This is a genomic window from Pseudoalteromonas rubra (assembly GCF_005886805.2).
Classification (GTDB): Bacteria; Pseudomonadota; Gammaproteobacteria; order Enterobacterales; family Alteromonadaceae; genus Pseudoalteromonas; species Pseudoalteromonas rubra_D.
On record NZ_CP045429.1, the window covers coordinates 1,674,252 to 1,692,625 of the forward strand.

Sequence of the window (18,374 nt, forward strand, 5' to 3'; positions counted from 1 at the left end):
GCTTAATTGTTTATTCCGGGTTAATCTTCTCTCGTTCACAGGAAATGAGCTGAATGTGCCTGAAATAGGGCATAGACGAGCGAAAGGAACCGGGAAAACGGTTGTACACTTTTTAGTAGTTAACTTTTAATTATCATTTCAAGTTACCCTCAACGTCACTGGCTCTTACCTGTCCTGTATATCAAGCGTACATGCTGCGCTCGATGATGTATCACTACATGAGAGAGACAAGTTATGAAACCACTTAAGCGCACCCGAGACATTACGCCTCTGCCTTCGCGCAATTTTAAAATTACCGTCGATGATCAATCTGTTGAGGCCTGTGAAGGGGAAACCGTGTTGTCGGTTTTACTTGCCGCCAACTATGCCAAAGTGATGGAAAACGACCGCAATGTTGCATCAGGTGCCTACTGTGGCATGGGGGTATGCCATTGTTGCCAGGTTAAGATCAATGCCAAACACAAGCAACGCGCCTGCCAGACCTTAGTTAAGCCACACATGTCAGTTGAAACCCTGACCAACCGCTTCAAAGAAGAGGGGATCAAGCATGACTAGCCAGACGCACGACAAAGTGGTGATCGTCGGTGGCGGTCCTGCGGGGACTGCTGCGGCAGCTGAATTAGCATGTCATGGCTTAAAGTCAGTGATCATTGACGAAGCACCTAAGCTGGGTGGGGTGATATATCGCGGGCCGCTGCGCAAGACGGATTCATTGCCGCACCTGGATGACAACCTGAAGCGCGCCATGACGGCATTGCAAACCCGCTATCAGGCGCACCGAGAATCCATTGAAGTCAAAACGCAGACCCGGGTGCTTGGCCCGGAAGGCAGTAATCAACTTTTACTTAGTGATGACTCGGGATTGAGTCGTCAACCATATGGGCATCTGATCCTGGCAACCGGTTGTCACGAGCGCAGCGTTCCGTTTCCTGGCTGGCAGTTACCCGGCGTTATGTTATTGGGCGGTGTGCAGCTACAGCTTAAAAGTGGTCTGGTCAGACCGGGGCAGCGCATGGCCTTGGTGGGCACCGGGCCTTTATTACCTCTGGTCGCCTGCCAGTTGCATAAAGCCGGTGTTGATGTAGTTGGCGTGTATGAAGCCAGCCCATTTGCCAAGCTGGCAAAAGAGGCCGTTGCTTTGCTTAATAAGCCCAAGTTAACGCTGTCGGGCATGAGCATGATGAGTTACCTCAAAAAACACAAAATCCCGTTCAAATATGGTTGGGGAATTGTCAGTGCGCAGGGCGAGGAACAGCTTAGCAGTATTCATGTTGCGCCATACGATAGCCAGTGGCGACCTCAACGTGACCTGGCTGAGCAGGTGGCAGTCGATGCCATTGGGGTGGGGTACGGATTCGTGGCACGGACCCAGCTTGCTATGTTACTGGGCCTGGAACACACCTATAGTAAAGTCAGTGGTTATGTGCCTGCACTGGATGAGTGGCATCAAAGCCAGAATCACAGTGCTTTTGTAGTGGGCGACAGTAATGGCTTGCTGGGGGCTGATGCTGCCATTTGTGAAGGTCAATTGGCGGCATTACGTCTGGCCTGGCAGTGTGGAAAGATCACAGAATCTGAGCTGTTCTCACGGGCTACAAAAGTTAACAACAAGCTGGCGCGGATTAAAAAATTCCGTTTTGGCTTTGACCGGTTCTCGGATCGTCAACCCGGCTTATTGTCTCTGGCGCAGCCACAGACCGTGGTTTGCCGCTGTGAGCAAGTACGCAAAGAGCAGCTGGATGAGGCCATTGCGCAAGGCGTTAAAGACATCACGAGCCTGAAGATGCGAACCCGCATTGGTATGGGTGACTGCCAGGGGAAAACCTGTAGTTCCTACGCGCTGGACTACCTGCATCAGGCAGGTCTGACAGAGAATATTGGCGTGATCAAACCACGTTTTCCCCTTGATCCTATCCCCTTTACCTTAATGGAATGAACACAATGAAAAAATATGATGTTGTCATCGCTGGTGGCGGTGCAGTGGGTGCGGCGTGCGCATACTTTTTGAGTCGCGATACAGATTTAAAAATCGCATTAATTGATTTAAAAAAACCTGGCAATGCGTCGCGCGCGTCAGCCGGCGGGTTGTGGGCCATTGGTGAGTCGGTTGGTCTTGGATGCGGGGTTATTTTCTTTAAAACTCTTTCTAAATTGCACAGTGAGGCACAAGGTAAGGAAGTGCCGGTCATGCGTCCGCACCAGTTGCCGGATTGCTTTTTTGAGTTTGCTTTGACGTCTAACAACATGTATCCGGCATTGCATCAGGAGATGCTGGAGAAGCACGATGTTGATTTCAAATTTGAGCGCACTGGGCTGAAATTTATCATGTACAACGAAGAAGACAGGTTGTACGCCGAGCAGATCACTCAGGGGATCCCTCACCTGGCCGATCAGGTACGCTGGCTGGACGCCGAGCAACTCAAAAAAGAAGAGCCTTATGTGACCGACGATGCCATCGGTGCCATTGATTTTATTTGTGATCACCAGGTAAATCCGTATCGGCTGGTCGACGCTTATCTGGAAGGCGCACGTCAAAATGGGGTGTCTTTGTATCTGAATACTGAAGTCACCTCGGTGATCCGCAACGGCAATGTTGTGGAAGGGGTGAAAACGAGCGATGAAGTTTTTTTCTGCGATACCCTGATCAATGCCTCCGGTGCCTGGGCCAACGAGTTATATCAGCAAGCCACTGGTCGTACTATGCCGGTGTATCCGGTGAAAGGACAAATCGTGCTGTCGGAGCGCATGCCAAAGATCATGAACGGCTGTATCAGTACCAGTGACTGTTACATTGCACAAAAGGACAACGGCGAAATCCTGATCGGTTCATCGACAGAAGAAAAAGGCTTTGATACCACCAATAGCCTGGACAAAATTCAGGAGCTGTCGCAGGGGGCGATGAAGTGTTTGCCGATATTAAAAGAGTCGAGCATCAAGCGTTGCTGGGCTGGGTTACGTCCGGGGACACCGGATGAGTTGCCAATCCTTGGTCCGGTCGAAGGGGTAGAAGGTTACCTTAATGCTTGTGGCCATTTCCGTACCGGTATTCTGACATCGGCTATCACGGGTCAGCTGATGACTGAACTGATTATGGGTAAAACACCGTCATTGGATCTGACGCCGTTTAGTGTCGAGCGCTTTGAAGAGGCGGAGCAAAAGGCTGGTTAAAACCGATTAACAGGGAAGAGGAATTGGGTGCAAGGATGTACCTGAACTCACTCTATTTATTGCGATTTAATTAATAAAAATAAAAGTAATAATCAGTATAAAAACTTCATTGATTACACCTTAACACCTGGCTGCATTCGTGGTACAGTCCCCGCGCATAGTTGTTATAATATATCATAATGAAGGACTGATAATGAAACCCTTACACTCTGCGTGTCGTTTAAGTGTACTCTCTTTGTCTCTCGCTGCGGCGTTTTCCGTGTCTGCTGACAGTACTATTGAAAAAATTGAAGTAACCGGCGAGCGCCAGGCCTACCGTGGTGACTTTACACATTTGCAATCACCAGAATCTTTGTTCGAGTTCGACTCTGAATTAATTGAACAAGCCGGTGTGACAGGATTAACTCAGGTATTGGATATGTCGGCGTCGGTCAGTCGCCAAAATAGCCTGGGTGGCCTGTGGGATAGCTTTGCGATCCGCGGCTTCTTCGGTGATGAGAATGTGCCCAGTGGTTATCTGGTTAATGGATTTAATGCGGGCCGTGGATTCTCTGGCCCTCGTGATATTTCGGGTATTGAGCGGGTTGAAGTGCTTAAGGGTCCAAAAGCGGCCTTGTTTGGCCGTGGTGAGCCGGGTGGCTCAATTAACCTGGTAACCAAAAAGCCGACTTTCCAGTCTTCCAGCGAATTTGAACTGACAGCGGGCAGCCGCGCCCATCGCCGCCTGGAAGGTGACGTGAATGCGGTGTTGTCTGAGTCGGTCGCTGGTCGCTTTATTGGCTTCTATCAGGAAGAAGACAGCTTCCGTGACACCATAGAAACACAAAAGCATGGCGTGATGGCATCATTCGTGTTCGACCAAAGTGCCGACTCAACCTGGCATTATGACTTTGAGTATGCCGAGCAGGAAATCCCGTTTGACCGCGGTATCATCGCACCAAATGGCAACTTTGACTTTATGCCCATCGAGCGTTTCCTGGGCGAGCCGGGTGATGGCCCGACAACGACTATGGTACATGGCCATCAGCTTAACTGGTTGTACGACCTGAACAGTGACTGGCAGCTTAGCTCTGCACTGGCATATAGACAAACTGAGCTGGACAGTCTGTCAAGCGATGCTGATATTGCGCCGTCCAGACAAAAGCTTTACTTAGATTTTCAGACCCTGACGCGTCAGCACAGACAGCGCGCTTATGATACCGACCAATATGTGGCACGGTTTGAATTGGCAGGGGATGTCACGACAGGCTCAATCAAGCACCACATCATCGTAGGTGTTGACTATGACCGTTTTGAGTTTGACAGAGACTATCGGGTTGCCCGCGCACCAGCACTTAGCACCAACCCAACCGATGCACAGCTTTATGCCATCAATATTCATCAGCCAGTGTATGGTCAGCATACACCACCGACGCCGACCCCGGTGATTGTGCGCCAGCAAAACCAATGGGCAACCGGTTTTTATATCCAGGATCAGATAGCGCTGACGGACGCATTTCAGGTGCGTATTGGCGGTCGTTTTGACTGGCTGAAACAAACCACAGACGACAAGATCAGAATGCAGAGCGCAGATCAGTCTGAGCAACACTTTAGTCCGCAGCTGGGTCTGGTCTATCAGTTCAGTGATAACTGGTCACTGTACTCAACCTATGGCGAAGGTTACCGTCTGAACTTTGGTACTGACTACAAAGGGGATGGCTTCGATCCGAACCAGAGTGAGTCAATTGAGTTCGGCAGTAAGTGGTCTCTGCTCGACAATAACCTCGATATCACGCTGGCCTATTTTGACAGTGAGCAGACCAACATCATTGTTGCTGATATCAATAACCCAGGCTTTAGTGCTGCCATTGGTCAGGCTACAAGCGAGGGCATTGAGGTGGACGTGGTCGGTCAGTTACCGGCAGATGCGCAGATCCAGTTCTCATTTACTCACCTGGATGCACAGGTTGATAAAGATTCCATTGATACCGGCCTGGGTGTTGCCATTAAAAAAGGCGACGACCTGGTAAACATCCCTGAGAATGCAGCCAGCATTCAGCTGAGCCAGCAATATTCGGTATTTGGTAATGCTTTGTCAGCGGGTGTGGGGGCTCAGTATGTGGATGAGCGACTGGGCCAGCGTGGTACTGATTTCTACCTGCCTTCCTACGTTACTGTGAACCTGTTTGCAGAGTATGCAATCAACGATCGCTGGTCGGTAAAGGCGCAGGTACATAACGCCTTTGATCGCAAGCACTTCACCAACTCATATTCTCAGATGTGGGTGCAGCCGGGTGAGCCGCGTAAGGTACTAGTGTCGACCTCATATCAGTTCTAATTTTGCCCACAGACCTTTTGAGTCGTTTAATGTGTCCCGGTGCTCCCTGCCTGGGCACATTTTTTTTTTAGAATTCTGCTTTTTTAAAGCCTGAATAGAAAAAGCCCGGCACTGATTGCCGGGCTTTTTGATGCTAGGCCAACAGACGCCTGATTGGTCTCAGCAAGGAGCCAGACACCCCTTTAATATCTTCGAGCATCACATACATACAAGGCACCATAATCAGTGTTACCCCGGTTGCAAACAACACTGAAAAGCTCAATGATATGGCCGTTGGGATAACAAATTGCGCCTGCAGGCTCGACTCAAACATAATGGGTACCAGCCCCAAAAAGGTGGTCAGTGAGGTGAGCAAGATGGCCCGGAAGCGACTAATACCAGCGCGGATAACCGAAGTTTTGATATCCAGGCCTGCTGATCTGTGGCGGTTGATCACATCCGTCATGATCAGGGAGTCATTGATCACCACTCCAGCTGCCGCAACAATACCAAAGACTGACATCATGCTCAGGCTATAGCCAAGCAGATAATGTCCCCACAGTGCGCCGACCACGGAAAAGGGGATCACTGACATGACCAGGACAGGTTGCAGATAGTTTTGCAGCGGCAGTGCGAGCAAACAATAGACGACCAGTAACCCAACCAGACCAAAAACCAGTACCTGACTTTGTTCTTGTCGCTGTGCTTGCAGTGTGACGCCGGGCTGAGTAGTTAACCCTGGGTGGGCCTGAGTCAGTTCGCTCAGCAGCTGTGACTCTATGTGTTCGGTTACGTGGGCGATACTTGTGTATTGTTCGTCTACATTGGCACTGATGGTAGCGACCTGATAGCCCTGCTCACGACTGATGCTCGAAAAGCCGGGTACTTCAATGGTACGCGCCACATCGCCAAAGAACACCTGCTCGCCATTTGGCAAAGTGATCAGCGTGTGGTTGAGGGCACTCAATTGCTGACGGTCTGCCTGTGCACCTCGCACCTTGAAAACGACTTCCTGACCTTCACGCATGACGCGCTGCACTTCAAGCCCATAGAATCGCGCCCCCACTTGTCGGGTAACGTCTTTTGCGCTCAGGTTAAGCTGATACGCCAGTGGCTTAAGTTGGATCTGATACTCAGTCTGTGCACTATCAAGCGAGGAGTAGACGCTGTGAACACCGCTGATCCTATTCAGTTTGTCGATCATTGCCCGGCTGGCCTGATAAAGGGTTTCAGCATCGCTGGCAAACAGGCGGTACTCCAGATCCGTTTTCTCAGCAATGTCGATCACATCAGATTCTATGGTCAGCTTTTTTACACCAGGTATATCAGGTAACTGTTCCCGCCAACGTCTGGCCAGTTCAAAGGTATCAAACGGGCGCTCTGCTTCTGGCACCAGAGGAACGACTACTTCGGCCTCCGTCAGGTGATCGATGCGGGTATACATCACGTCCATCATAGGCTTACCGGTCTGGGTTCGGATATCTTGCTCAACACGATTAATCAGGGTTTCTATTTGCTCAACGGCGGCCAGGGTGTGTGCTTCAGACACACTGTGATCCATCTGAATATTAATTGACGGATAATCATGAGGTACTTTTGGAACGGGCGTAAAGCGCAATAAACCACTGATGATGAGACAAATTGCCAGAACCAGCAAACACATAAATCCAACGATGACCGCATAGCGATAGTGAATACAGTGCTTGAGTAACGGGGCATAATGGTTGTTCAGCAGTTGTTGAAGTTTGCTGTTAAAGCGATTGCGCCAGTGCTCAGCTGGCTTGGGCGGTAAACGCGTTGCAGCCAGGTGTGCAGGCAAGATGAGCTTAGATTCAATTAAGCTGAAAAACAGGCATAAAATACACACACCAGCGATGGCTATGAACTGTCCTGAGTTAGGACCGCTGCTGAACATAAAGGGCATAAAGACGGCGATGGTGGTCAGTACGCCGAAGGTGGCCGGCATAGCCACTTTTTGTGCTCCTCTTATCACCTGCTGTGGAGAGTGGCCATTTGACTCAACTTCCTCGCAGACGCTTTCGCCTATTACTATGGCGTCGTCCACAACAATACCCAGCACCATGATAAAAGCAAATAAGGACACCAGATTCATGGTGATCCCGAATAGCGGCATCAGCCAGAAAGCACCCAGCATGGAAACCGGCAGGCCCAGCATCACCCAGATAGCAAGTCGGGTACGCAAAAATACGGCGAGCACGATAAACACCAGAATGGCACCCTGAGCGAGGTTTTCCAGCATCATATTGAGGCGACCCTGCAAGTAGAAGGTCACATCAACAAACTCGTAGATGTTGATGTGCTCAGGCAGTGCCTGACTTTTGTAGTCAACATAGGCTTTAATCTGAGCAACGACATCGGTCAGTGACTGTTCTTTGGCCGCCAGAACCATGATGTACACTGCCTGTTCACCATTAAAGCGCCCGGCATCCAGGGTTTCACGGAATCCATCTTTGATGGTTGCGATATCGCGCAATTGTACAGTTTCACCTAAAGGGCCAGTGATAACGGGTGTGCTGGCCAGGGCTGAGCCCTGATAGCCTCGTTGTGCCAGTCTGAGGTAGATGTTACCGCGCGCGGTTTTTATTTCACCAGCTGACACATTATCGGCCTGTGTCTGAATTGCACGCACTACATCTGACAGGCTGAGATTGTATTCTCGTAATCGAAGTGGTGACAGCTCAATCGCGACTTCATAATCGGGAATGGCCGAGAGATCGACGTGTGCAATCCCCTCAAGTTGCAGTAACTCTTCTTTTAATTCATTTCCGAGCTTTCTCAGTTCGAGTGGGTTATCCGGACCGGATAACACAACGCTCAGCGCGCGCTGACGCTGTGCGCGCTCAACAATTTGCAGTGGCTCCATGGCGGGTGGAAAGGTGGCAATGGCATCCAGCTTCATTTTGATTTCATCAAGACGATGGGCTAGAACCTGATCGTGTTCCAGCTCTATTTCAACTCGCCCACGCGACGGCGTTGCCTGGCTGGTGAGGCGTTTAATGCCGACCTGAGGTTTGAGTGCCTGTTCAATCTTAAGCAGTATATTTTCTTCTACTTCTTTGACCGATGCGCCCAGCTCGGTGGCAGTGACAATAATTTTATTGTTGTCGGAGACAGGGAAGGTTTGTCTCTGGATCCCCTGATAGCTCAGCAAACCCATGCAAACGATAAACAGCATCAGCAGGTTCGCGGCGACCGGGTGATGAACAAAATAGCCGATCAGTTTACTTGGCTGGCTCATTGCTTGTCTCCTTTAACAGCCAGCTGGGTATGTGGGGCAGAGGCGCGCACTTGCATACCCGTTTGCGGATAATCAGGTAGTTGAGTGACCAGCTGATAATCTGAGTGGGGTGGTGCACTGATCAGCACACTGTTGTGCTCTCTGCGCAGCACGTTAGCGGAATATTTCAGTAGCTTTTGCTCCGGGCTTAGTAACCAGAGCGTGTCGTTTTTAACCCATTCCTGAGGTACTTTCAGGACGTTTTTGAGTGTGATACCGGCTATTTCAGCCTGTAAAAACTGCCCAAAGTGTACGGCAGACAAAGTGCTGTGCAGTGCATAGGGGTCGTCTATTCTGATCACATAGTAGGCCATTCGGGTGGTATCGCTGAGCAGGCCGGTATGGCGCGTGAGTGTGCCGGTGCGCTGGTTGTTTCCAGCTGCTATCCTGACATCTGCTGCTGGCAGGGGTGGCAAAAAAGGCTGGTCAAACTGAGCGACGGGCACATGCAGTTCACCATAACTTAGGTTGACCAGCTGGCCAAGTGGCTGACCTGCCTGAATAACCTGACCAAGGCCGGTATCGCGTTTTGCAACCAATGCATCGTAAGGGGCGTAGTAGTGAGTACGTGCCAGGTTCTTTTGGGCCTGTGCCAATTCTGCTTCCGCTGCTTTTAGGTGCGCCCGGGCGCTGGCAACCTGAGGTTTTCTGAGTGCAAGGTCGGTGACATGTGCAGTGGCAGCCCATTCTTTTTTTGCCACATCAGCCAATGCAATTTGCTCAGACAAACGAGCCTGCGCCAGTGCAAGCTCTGCCTGTTTATTGAGTAACTGAGTTTGATAATCAAATGGGTCAAGCCTGGCCAGCACGTCCCCTTTTTTTATAATCCCACCTTCAATGAATCCGGCGTTGAGCCAGGCAATTTTGCCCGGGAGTTCAAAGGCAATGTCTGTTTGCTCGGCTGGTTTTAAGACCCCTGACAAGTTTAACGTGGTTTGATGATCTGTGGGTATCAAGGCTGTACTCGATACTTTTGGCAGCACGGCTTGCTGAACCTGATCCTCTTTATGGGGTTTAGCGAGCGTAACTAAAGCAACACAGGCTGAACTGCCCATAAACAGGACCAGGAGCAGGGCAACAGAACGATGCTTAAGTAGATGATAAAAAGACTTATTTTTATTTGTGTCCATGGTAATTTCCCTGCTTGTCACTTAACTTTCGTCGTAAATTAATTGTTTCGTAATTTTATTAAGTGACTCACTTAACTAAAAATTGTTGAATAAAGTGGTTTACACATAAATAACCCATGAGTTATGTTATAACATAAAATCGGAACAGTACAGCAGTGACTTACTTATGACTATCGCGAATCACGTAGGGATCCACGCCTCGCAAATTGTGGACGTTTATGAACAAATTCATAGCATGGAAACGCTGACCATCAACGCCCAAACCATGGCCGTCTTTGATCGTTTTCTGGGTTTACTATCCAATGAACACGGCAGTGAGTTTGCTGAGCAGGTTCTGGCACAAGCCAAAATTAAGGCTATTAAACCTCAGATCCAGCACTTGTTTAGCCTGGCTTCCAGTATGTACGAGCGACACTGGGCGGAGCGCATTGTTAACAGCGATGCACCTGAGCAGGTACAGCGTGAGGAGTATCCGTACTTCAAGCACTATCAACGCGCCACGGGTCTGGAAATTAACGCCATTAATTCGCTGGCGGATGAGCCGGTAAAACGGGTCCTGATGGTGGGTTCCGGTGCATTACCACTGACTTCTATGGCTTTGTATAACGCAGGGTTACAGGTTGATAACCTTGATATTCAGCAGGATGATCTGTTGCTTGGTAAGCAAGTCTGCGGCGCGTTGTCGGCTGATAATCAGATGGACTTTATCCACAATGATATCTGTGAACAGGCAGATCTGGCCCAGTACGATGTGATCTGGCTCGCCGCCTTGGTCGGAGATGCGCAGCTCAAAGATAAAATTATTGCGCACTTATATGAGCAAATGCGCCCAGGGGCGCAACTGGTGGTCCGCACTGCTTTTAACCTGCGCACCTTGTTATATCCGAGTGTAGATGAGGCCGGGCTGGCACCATTTCAGCTGAAACTGAAGATCCAGACCTACGCCGATAACTTTCATTCTATTTTGATTGCACACAAACCGGTTTAGCTGATATGTCGATAGTTACCTCTTATCTGAGGCTCAGCGCGGAATACCGCTGGATGCTCATCGCAGCCTTTGTGTTTAATCTTGGTTTTTACATGCTTATCCCATTTTTAGCGGGTTACCTTAAACAAGACTTGCTGCTGAGCGCCACCCTGGTTGGACTGGTTTTGGGTGTGCGCTCTTTTTGCCAGCAAGGATTGTTTTTGGTTGGCGGTCTGCTGGCCGACTTGTTTGGGGTGAAGAAGCTGATAGTGATCGGGTGTTTACTTCGGGCACTTGGATTTTGCCTGTTTCTGTTCTCTCAGATCACAGAAGTGCTGTTCTTAGCGGCTTTTCTGACCGGGTTTGCTGGTGCCTTGTTTACGCCTGCTGCACAGTCTTATTTTTCTAAACAAACAGAGCTGAGTCGTGCGCAAATGTTTGCGCTGGTAGGCGTGGCCAGAAATGGCGGTGAGTTACTGGGTCCGGTGTGCGGCTTATTGCTTTTGAGTGTCAGCTTTGACGTGTTATGTGTGGTGTCGGCGTTACCTTTCGCGGTGTTTGCGTTACTGTTTACCGTGCTGTTGCCGGGTAAACAGGCTAAAACGAGCAATGCGTCGGTAAAGGAAACCTCAAAAGAAGGCGGCGTATCGGCCATGATTGCAGGTGTGCTGGGCAACCGCACATTCATCACTTTTTCGCTGATTATGTCGGGCTACTTTATGTTGATTAATCAGATCTCATTTGCTATCCCGTTACATATCGTCAATCAATCAGGTGCACCCGGAGATGTCGCCTGGGTACTGACCTTGTGTGCACTTATCTCTATTTGTTTTCAATTTCCGGTCACGCGTCTGTGCGAGCGTTTTCTGTCTCCTGATCAGTGGATCAGTATCGGCATAGCCCTGATGGGGCTGTCTTTCGCCACCTTGATCCCGACCTGGCCCTACCAGGGCGGTGTATTGTATTACCTGCCAATGAGCCTGCTTGCTGTCCTGTTTACGCTTGGCACTATGGTGAGCTTTCCTTTTATCATGAGCCAGATTTCGGTGCTGGCAAAGGATAAGTCGGTTGCCACACACTACGGATTTTTCTATTTGTTTGCCGGAGTCGGATTGATAGCAGGCAGCGCTGTGGTGGGAGTGGCATTCGATTATGCCAGCTTAAGTGATGATCTGGCCTGGTATTGCCTGGTCGTCATAGGCTTAGGGACTGCCATATGCAACACACTGTTTATGTCGACACGCGATGTCCATTCCCAAATTCAAACAACCAGCCCAACCACATCAAAGTAAGGATTAACCATGATTCAACTTACTCAAGCGCAGCAACGAGCCTATATGTCAGACTATCTCGAAAATGGCTGGCGTGAGGAGCGTATGTCGTTTAGTTCCGTCTCTTTAGAGCCCGGTTATATTGACGGTCGCATTAATGTTGAGCATTTTCAAATGCCCGGAGATGGCCGTTTTCATTTCAGTGCGCAAAGTGCCATGATCTGGATCTCTCAGCTTGGCATTATTTACGGCTGTTGGGACAACCAGCTGACCGAAAAAGTGGGGGAAGTCTACCTCAGAGATCTCGACATTAAATTCAAGCGCACTATCAATACAACCGAAGAGGTTCGCTTTGAAGGCTTCTTCCCTAAGCACTGTAAAAAGCGTTTGTCTGATAATCTCGTGTATTACAAGAATGGTCAGATCCACGTTGAAGGCGGCGCTTTTACTGGGACTGCGAGCTTTTTGGTACCAATAGGTTAATACCTCAGGGAAATAAAAACTGTTCCTATTTAGTTAATTGGTGTTATGTTATAACTAAACGTGACGTTGATTACGTCTTACCAAACCGCCCATGCTTAGTGTTCAGGTCTTTATCTAGACAACACGGCGTGCGCGGTTTTTATTGTATCAGGGAGTACTATTTGTGTTAGAAGCCATACAGTTAACCAAATCATTTGCAGATAAACAGGTGATCAGCGAACTGAGCTTTAAAGTCGAGCAGGGCGAGATAATGTGTCTGCTGGGTGCCAATGGCGCGGGGAAAAGCACCACGCTGAATATCTTTCTCAATTTTTTACAGCCTGACAGTGGTCAGGCATTGATCGATTCAGTGGATGTGCATCAGGGAGCCAGTTGTAAAGATAAGCTGGTGTACTTGCCTGAGCAGGTTAATTTGTATCAGGAATTCAATGCCATTGATAACCTGAAGTATCTGGCGAGCCTGTCGGGACTGTCCGTTAATGAGGCACAGATCCATGCGGCGCTCGATGAAACCGGGCTGGAACAAAATGCCCGTAAACAGTCGTTAAAAAACTACTCAAAAGGCATGCGGCAAAAGGTTGGTATCGCCTTTGCGATTATGCGCCAGGCCAAAGTGTTACTGCTGGACGAGCCGACATCCGGACTGGATCCCAGTGCGACGCTGGAATTTATCCGCATTATCGAGCGACTGGCAAAAAAGGGCGCTGCTATCTTGATGGTGACACACGATTTTTACTGCGCGCATACACTGGCCGACAAAATCGGCATTATGGATAAAGGCAAACTGCTGACCCTGCTGGATAACAACAAGTTGCCGCTGAGCAGCCTGGAAACCACCTATCACGAACTTATTTCAGGGAAAACGGCGATACGTGCAGCCAGCTAATGCTGCAACGTCGATGTTTAAACAGGAATTGTCTTATCTATGAATAATAAAATAATGCAGATCTGTCGCCATGAATTGGCCAGTAAACGCAAAAGTCCCAGCCTGTGGCTGCTCTTTTTGATGATCCAGTTATTACTGGCGATTGCCTTATTTACTGGCTGGCAGCAATACCAACACAGCGTGCATACCCAAACTAAAGCGCAGGAAATTGTCGAGCAACAATGGAATGCACAACCAGACAGGCACCCTCATCGGGTGGCGCATTTTGGTCACTTTGCGTTCCGTCCTCCCAGTGCGCTTAGCTTTTTTGATCTGGGTGTGAATGCCTGGGTGGGTGACAGTATCTTTTTGGAGGCGCATAAACAAAACAGCGCCAATTTTGCCAACGATCAGGATGGCGGCACCTTGTTACGGTTTTCCGAGCTCAGTAGTGCCAACATTTTGCTGATCATCTGGCCACTGCTGATTATTGCGCTGGGGTTTGCCAGCGTCAGTGGAGAGCAAAAAAGTGGCACGCTCAGACAGCTTATGTCTATGGGCGTGTCGTTTCGTGAGTTGATCACCGGTAAAAGCCTTAGCTACCTGTTTGTATCTGTGGTGTTTATCTTACCTGTGTTTGTTCTGGCTCTGGGCCTTGCCGCCGGTACCGGCGCTCAGTTTTCGGCAGAAGCACCACTCAGGCTGTTGCTGTTATTTGGGGCTTACCTGCTATATTGCCTGTTCTGGATCGCAGTAACCCTGTTGATTTCAAGCCTGGTGAAAGCCCCTAAGCAAGCGCTCATACTGCTGACGTCAATCTGGTTTATTCTGACCATATTGATGCCGCGTATGCTGGCGGAATTTGCCCATCATCAGTATCCACATCAAAAACGCAATGACTTTGATCTGGCCATTAAGCTGGACAACCGTAAAGTCGGAGACAGTCACAACCCGGACGACCCCTACTTCAGTAAATTCCGCGAAGAAACCCTGAAAAAGTATGGCGTATCTTCAGTCGAGGAGTTACCGGTTAACTACAAAGGGTTGGTGATGCAGGAAGGTGAAAAGCTCAATGCCGAGATTTACAAGAAGCATTATCAGCAGCAAGTCGCACAATTTGACGCGCAACGCCAGTTTGTCAGTCAGTTTTATTGGATCAATCCCTATTTGTTTGTGCGCGATTTTTCAATGGCATTGACCCGGACAGATACCCGACACTTTTTGGATTTTGAGCAGCAAGCTGAAGCGCACCGATACGCGCGTATTCAAAAATTAAATAAGTTACACACTCATGAGATCCATCATCACGATGACAGAGCACAGCGGGTTGATAAATCCTATTGGCAGGAGTTTGATGCGTTTCATTACACCTTGCCGAAGCTGAGCTGGTCATTGAGCGCGTTTTCTCTGGCCTGGGCTTTGCCGCTGCTGGCGGTTATTGCCCTGTTTATTTTCCTGAACTCAAACGGGATGCAGAGGAGGATCTATGCTGCTGTTTAAACTCGAATGCAAGCGTTTGTTTGCTGGCACCATTAACAAACTGGTTTTGGTGTTATTTATCATTTCGGGGGTGTTTGCCATCTACCAGGGAGCACTTGGTTATAAGTCGGTACGCATCGACCAGTATAAATCTATGGTGGTGTTTCAAAAAGAGCGGGAACATGTTAACAGCCGTGAAACGCTGCCCGCTGCGGGATCTTTGGCGTACTATGCCAGTGCCCCGACTGAGTGGAAGTTGAGCCCCTGGGCCGCTTTGTTTGTAGGCGAGACCCCGTCGTCTATGGTGGCCACGAAAATTCGCGCAACGGCATTGCAAAGCCAGATTTTCAATCGTGAGATTGTCAATCCGGCTCAGCAACGGGCAGGAGGCTTGGATCTGGGCTTTGTGCTGGTTTATTTTCTGCCTCTGGTGATAGGCATATTAACGGTGACTTTGATCTCAGACGAGCAACATGCGGGCCGCTGGCGATTGCTTAACGCGCTGCCTAACAGCGCATTTGGGCTACTTGCCAAGCAGATTGCGCTGCGCTTTATGGTTATCTGGTTGCTGGTGGTTACCTTGCTACTCAGCGCTGCACTGATATTGTCTTTGCCGTTTGATGGCTTGTTCTGGATAGTGCTGGGGGCGACCAGTTTGTATATGGTGTTCTGGTTTGCACTGGCAACTTTAATCATGAGTTTTGGTAAAAACAGTGTGGTGAATAGTCTGGCTTATCTGAGTAGCTGGGTGGTACTGGCGCTGCTGATCCCCGGGGCTGTGCACTTGTATTTGTCTGGTCAGTACCAAAGCGATGCGCCACTAGAGATCACACTGCAACAGCGCATGACACTCAACGATGGCTGGGACAAGGACAAGCAAGCCACGCTGGACGAATTTCTGACGCACGAAACACCGTGGCAGAATACCGCGCCTCTGGGCGAGGCATTCGACTGGAAATGGTATTATGCGCAGCAGCATATGAGCGATCTGGCGGTGCAGACTCTTGTTGAAGAGCATATCCAGAATAATCAGGCTCGCCAGGCCCGGTTGCAAACACTGAGTGTGTTGTCTCCGGCTTTGTTCTTTCAGCTTTCGCTGAATGAACTGGCCCATACCAGTAGCGGCTATCAGCTGAAGTACCGGCAACAGGTGGCTGACTACCACCGTGCCATGCGTCATTTTTTCTATGACTTTATGTTTTTTGATAAGCCAGTGACACGTCAAGATGTGGAAGATTTTCCACTGTTTAAAGCGCAGGCGATGGAAGCAGCCAGTGGCCTGTGGAAATTGCTGATCAGCGCATTATTCGTGCTGGCTATTTCTGCCTTGTCGATCGTCAGGATCCGACAGCTAAAACCGCTTTAACCCTCCTCAAATCATACGGGCGGTATTCGCCCGTATTTACTTTTAGCTAGCATGAATTATTTGTGAAAAAGGGTGTTGTCGAATTAGGTGACGCACAGTAGGATGACTGTTTCCAACATTTATCCAATTCGCTAAGGGACGTGCATGTTATCACTCAGATTATTTGAACCTTCAGATGAACAATATCTGGTTCGTTATTTAAACAACCCTGCTACGGTACGGTATCTTTCGCCTAAAGTGCCTTTTCCTTACACTGCGGCTGATGCACATTGGTGGATCAATACGGGGAGCAAAGAAGGGATAACGCGTGCCATTATTCTGGACGGTGTGTTGATCGGGTGTATCGGGGCGCGGCCAGGTACGTTCGAGTATTGCCGAAGTGCAGAAATCGGCTATTGGCTGGCTGAGGAATATTGGGGACAGGGCATTACAGGACAGGCACTTGATTTGTTGATCGCCGATGTTGAAGCCACGACAGAGATGGTCCGGCTGGAAGCGGTTGTTTTCGAACAAAATACTCGCTCAGCCCGGGTATTAGAAAAAGCGGGGTTTGAATTTGAAGGCGTGCGCCGCAAAGCAATTTATAAAGATGGCGAGCTGTTTGATGCGCGTTTGTTTGGCAAGGTATTTGAACTAAATTAGCAATCAGCTTACGTAAAAAGCGGAGTTTTCAGCCTGCGTTTTGTCTGTCACTTTGCTGAGCTGACCTAACTCACTTGAAGCGGTGTACTTCACAGAACTCAAATAAATAGTAGGATTATCGCTTCACTACGAGTCTCCCATCAAGGACGGACTACATGCCCGGCAGTCCGTCAGTACATCGCTTTTTTATTGCCCAAGGTTAAACTTGAAGGCTTTAGGGCTTAGCTGCTTTACCTTCGGAATAAAATAACGAATATCGTAAATGTCGTCGTAATGATGCCAGTGCAGGCCTTCATCATCTGTGTCGGAAGCATCGCTGTGCCAGGGCTCCAGAGGCTCACTCAGAAAGCTCACATGTAAATGGTTTTTGTGATTGGCTTTGATCTGGGTCACCCCTGTCAGATTATCAGCAAAGATGATTTGGGTTGCGCCAAGTTGCACCAGTGCATCAACCAGACTTTGTGTAGCCTGACGATCATACGCCGCATCACCAACGCTAATGGGGCCTGCTTGTGTGCCAATTGGGCGAATGTCGATAGTGCCGCCAAACTTATGAGTAAAGTGGGGAGGATTTATGCCGCCCCAGCGCATGGTCGCACCAGTAATGGTTAAGTAGTCTGGCATACCTGTGGGTTTACCCGGCTGGGCGTGCCAGGCGCGGCCGAGGCTTTGTAGTGCCGACAATAAATCCGGGTGCAAATGACGGCCGACTAACCCTGCGGTAGTGAGCCCCTGAGAGGGCGTGTCCGGGATGGCAACCAGCCCGGTTACTGCACATTTAACGGTTAGGGTGAGTTGCTGCGTGCCTGCCCGGGCAACAAACTGATCTGAGCCCGGTACGCTGTCGTTACCGCAACTGTGAAAATTGTTTATCGAGACGCTGATTTGTCCACGCGCATCTGTCATCGGGCTTGATATCTCAAACGGTGCTTTCAGACGAAACAGGCCCTGTTCAATGCGGGTAAGTACCTTAGTCCGCACGCTGCTGCTAAATCGCGCAGCCATGTCACTAGGTTCACGCCACTGTGGTGCAATCAGGGTAAGCGGTGCTGCGCTGATTTCGACTGGCTCGCCCACAATAGGCTGACCCTGAGCATTCGTTAATGTGAGCGTCCACAAGGCGGTATTGCCATTTTTAGGGAAGAGGGTAACCTCAGTGGCATTTTCAACCCAATTCTGGCCAAAGTAGCCTTTGCCGTCTGGCGTCATGATCAGGCCGTCGTAGTAAAACTGACTGGTAAGGGCTGGGGTGTTTAGTGTGTGTGCAAAAGTGGGGCTGCACAAACCCAGTGCTACGCTTAACAGCGCAATCCGTGCTTTCATGATGACTCTCCTTGAGTGACTCTCTCAAGGCTAGCAGCTCAGGTCTGTGTGACAAATTTATGAAGATGCATATTTTTCATGCATTG

At 49.5% G+C, this 18,374-nt stretch carries 14 protein-coding genes; 11 read left to right on the plus strand and 3 right to left on the minus strand.

Features of this window, described 5'->3' with window-relative positions; translation table 11 throughout:
* Positions 1–234: 234 nt before the first annotated feature.
* From CWC22_RS07160 to CWC22_RS07175, 4 genes are all read left to right on the plus strand, one after another.
* Complete coding sequence (locus CWC22_RS07160) at positions 235–555, plus strand: 2Fe-2S iron-sulfur cluster-binding protein (protein ID WP_010385820.1); 321 nt, start codon at positions 235–237, stop codon at positions 553–555.
* Positions 548–1,936, plus strand: coding sequence for an NAD(P)/FAD-dependent oxidoreductase (locus CWC22_RS07165; protein ID WP_138539015.1), 1,389 nt, complete (start codon positions 548–550; stop codon positions 1,934–1,936). Before CWC22_RS07160 ends, CWC22_RS07165 begins: the two co-directional genes overlap by 8 nt.
* 5 nt (positions 1,937–1,941) lie before the next feature.
* Positions 1,942–3,168 (plus strand): NAD(P)/FAD-dependent oxidoreductase, encoded by a 1,227-nt coding sequence (locus CWC22_RS07170; protein ID WP_138539016.1) that lies wholly within the window; start codon positions 1,942–1,944, stop codon positions 3,166–3,168.
* Between the two features lie 193 nt (positions 3,169–3,361).
* The gene (locus CWC22_RS07175) at positions 3,362–5,485 is read left to right on the plus strand and encodes a TonB-dependent siderophore receptor (RefSeq protein ID WP_138539017.1); all 2,124 of its coding nucleotides are present in this window, start codon (positions 3,362–3,364) and stop codon (positions 5,483–5,485) included.
* 133 nt (positions 5,486–5,618) lie between these two features.
* Here CWC22_RS07175 and CWC22_RS07180 read toward each other — a convergent pair whose 3' ends face one another.
* Together CWC22_RS07180 and CWC22_RS07185 are read right to left on the minus strand one after the other, a co-directional pair.
* On the minus strand, positions 5,619–8,723 hold the full coding sequence (locus tag CWC22_RS07180) for an efflux RND transporter permease subunit (protein ID WP_138539018.1): 3,105 nt from the start codon (positions 8,721–8,723) through the stop codon (positions 5,619–5,621).
* Positions 8,720–9,892 carry an efflux RND transporter periplasmic adaptor subunit gene (locus CWC22_RS07185; protein ID WP_138539019.1) on the minus strand — a complete coding sequence of 391 codons (1,173 nt, stop codon included), beginning with the start codon at positions 9,890–9,892 and terminating at the stop codon, positions 8,720–8,722. The genes CWC22_RS07180 and CWC22_RS07185 overlap by 4 nt, the downstream gene beginning before the upstream one ends.
* A gap of 166 nt (positions 9,893–10,058) precedes the next feature.
* Here CWC22_RS07185 and CWC22_RS07190 point away from each other — a divergent pair, with 166 nt between their 5' ends.
* The 7 genes from CWC22_RS07190 to CWC22_RS07220 all read left to right on the plus strand — a co-directional run bounded on the left by CWC22_RS07190 (position 10,059) and on the right by CWC22_RS07220 (position 16,965).
* Entirely contained in the window at positions 10,059–10,880 is an 822-nt protein-coding gene (locus CWC22_RS07190) for a nicotianamine synthase family protein (RefSeq protein ID WP_138539020.1), read from the plus strand.
* Between the two features lie 5 nt (positions 10,881–10,885).
* Entirely contained in the window at positions 10,886–12,151 is a 1,266-nt protein-coding gene (locus tag CWC22_RS07195) for an MFS transporter (RefSeq protein WP_230090630.1), read from the plus strand.
* Between the two features lie 9 nt (positions 12,152–12,160).
* Positions 12,161–12,613 (plus strand): hypothetical protein, encoded by a 453-nt coding sequence (locus CWC22_RS07200; RefSeq protein WP_010385831.1) that lies wholly within the window; start codon positions 12,161–12,163, stop codon positions 12,611–12,613.
* 163 nt (positions 12,614–12,776) lie between these two features.
* Positions 12,777–13,499, plus strand: a complete 723-nt coding sequence (locus CWC22_RS07205; protein ID WP_138539021.1) for an ABC transporter ATP-binding protein — start codon at positions 12,777–12,779, stop codon at positions 13,497–13,499.
* Between the two features lie 39 nt (positions 13,500–13,538).
* Complete coding sequence (locus CWC22_RS07210; RefSeq protein ID WP_138539022.1) at positions 13,539–14,978, plus strand: ABC transporter permease; 1,440 nt, start codon at positions 13,539–13,541, stop codon at positions 14,976–14,978.
* On the plus strand, positions 14,965–16,323 hold the full coding sequence (locus CWC22_RS07215; protein WP_138539023.1) for a DUF3526 domain-containing protein: 1,359 nt from the start codon (positions 14,965–14,967) through the stop codon (positions 16,321–16,323). The genes CWC22_RS07210 and CWC22_RS07215 overlap by 14 nt, the downstream gene beginning before the upstream one ends.
* Positions 16,324–16,467: 144 nt before the next feature.
* A complete protein-coding gene (locus CWC22_RS07220) occupies positions 16,468–16,965 on the plus strand; it encodes a GNAT family N-acetyltransferase (RefSeq protein ID WP_125563380.1) in 498 nt (165 codons plus the stop codon).
* A gap of 186 nt (positions 16,966–17,151) precedes the next feature.
* Here CWC22_RS07220 and CWC22_RS07225 read toward each other — a convergent pair whose 3' ends face one another.
* Positions 17,152–18,288: a hypothetical protein gene (locus CWC22_RS07225; protein WP_138539024.1), complete on the minus strand. Its 1,137-nt coding sequence runs from the start codon at positions 18,286–18,288 to the stop codon at positions 17,152–17,154.
* Positions 18,289–18,374: the final 86 nt, after the last annotated feature.

Bases quoted from the DNA above. Each gene is read 5' to 3' on its own strand.
- CWC22_RS07190 (WP_138539020.1), top strand. From the start codon at position 10,059: ATGACTATCGCGAATCACGTAGGGATCCACGCCTCGCAAATTGTGGAC.
- CWC22_RS07180 (WP_138539018.1), bottom strand. From the start codon at position 8,723: ATGAGCCAGCCAAGTAAACTGATCGGCTATTTTGTTCATCACCCGGTC.
- CWC22_RS07175 (WP_138539017.1), top strand. From the start codon at position 3,362: ATGAAACCCTTACACTCTGCGTGTCGTTTAAGTGTACTCTCTTTGTCT.
- CWC22_RS07185 (WP_138539019.1), bottom strand. From the start codon at position 9,892: ATGGACACAAATAAAAATAAGTCTTTTTATCATCTACTTAAGCATCGT.
- CWC22_RS07225 (WP_138539024.1), bottom strand. From the start codon at position 18,288: ATGAAAGCACGGATTGCGCTGTTAAGCGTAGCACTGGGTTTGTGCAGC.
- CWC22_RS07165 (WP_138539015.1), top strand. From the start codon at position 548: ATGACTAGCCAGACGCACGACAAAGTGGTGATCGTCGGTGGCGGTCCT.
- CWC22_RS07215 (WP_138539023.1), top strand. From the start codon at position 14,965: ATGCTGCTGTTTAAACTCGAATGCAAGCGTTTGTTTGCTGGCACCATT.
- CWC22_RS07170 (WP_138539016.1), top strand. From the start codon at position 1,942: ATGAAAAAATATGATGTTGTCATCGCTGGTGGCGGTGCAGTGGGTGCG.
- CWC22_RS07210 (WP_138539022.1), top strand. From the start codon at position 13,539: ATGAATAATAAAATAATGCAGATCTGTCGCCATGAATTGGCCAGTAAA.
- CWC22_RS07195 (WP_230090630.1), top strand. From the start codon at position 10,886: ATGTCGATAGTTACCTCTTATCTGAGGCTCAGCGCGGAATACCGCTGG.
- CWC22_RS07160 (WP_010385820.1), top strand. From the start codon at position 235: ATGAAACCACTTAAGCGCACCCGAGACATTACGCCTCTGCCTTCGCGC.
- CWC22_RS07200 (WP_010385831.1), top strand. From the start codon at position 12,161: ATGATTCAACTTACTCAAGCGCAGCAACGAGCCTATATGTCAGACTAT.
- CWC22_RS07220 (WP_125563380.1), top strand. From the start codon at position 16,468: ATGTTATCACTCAGATTATTTGAACCTTCAGATGAACAATATCTGGTT.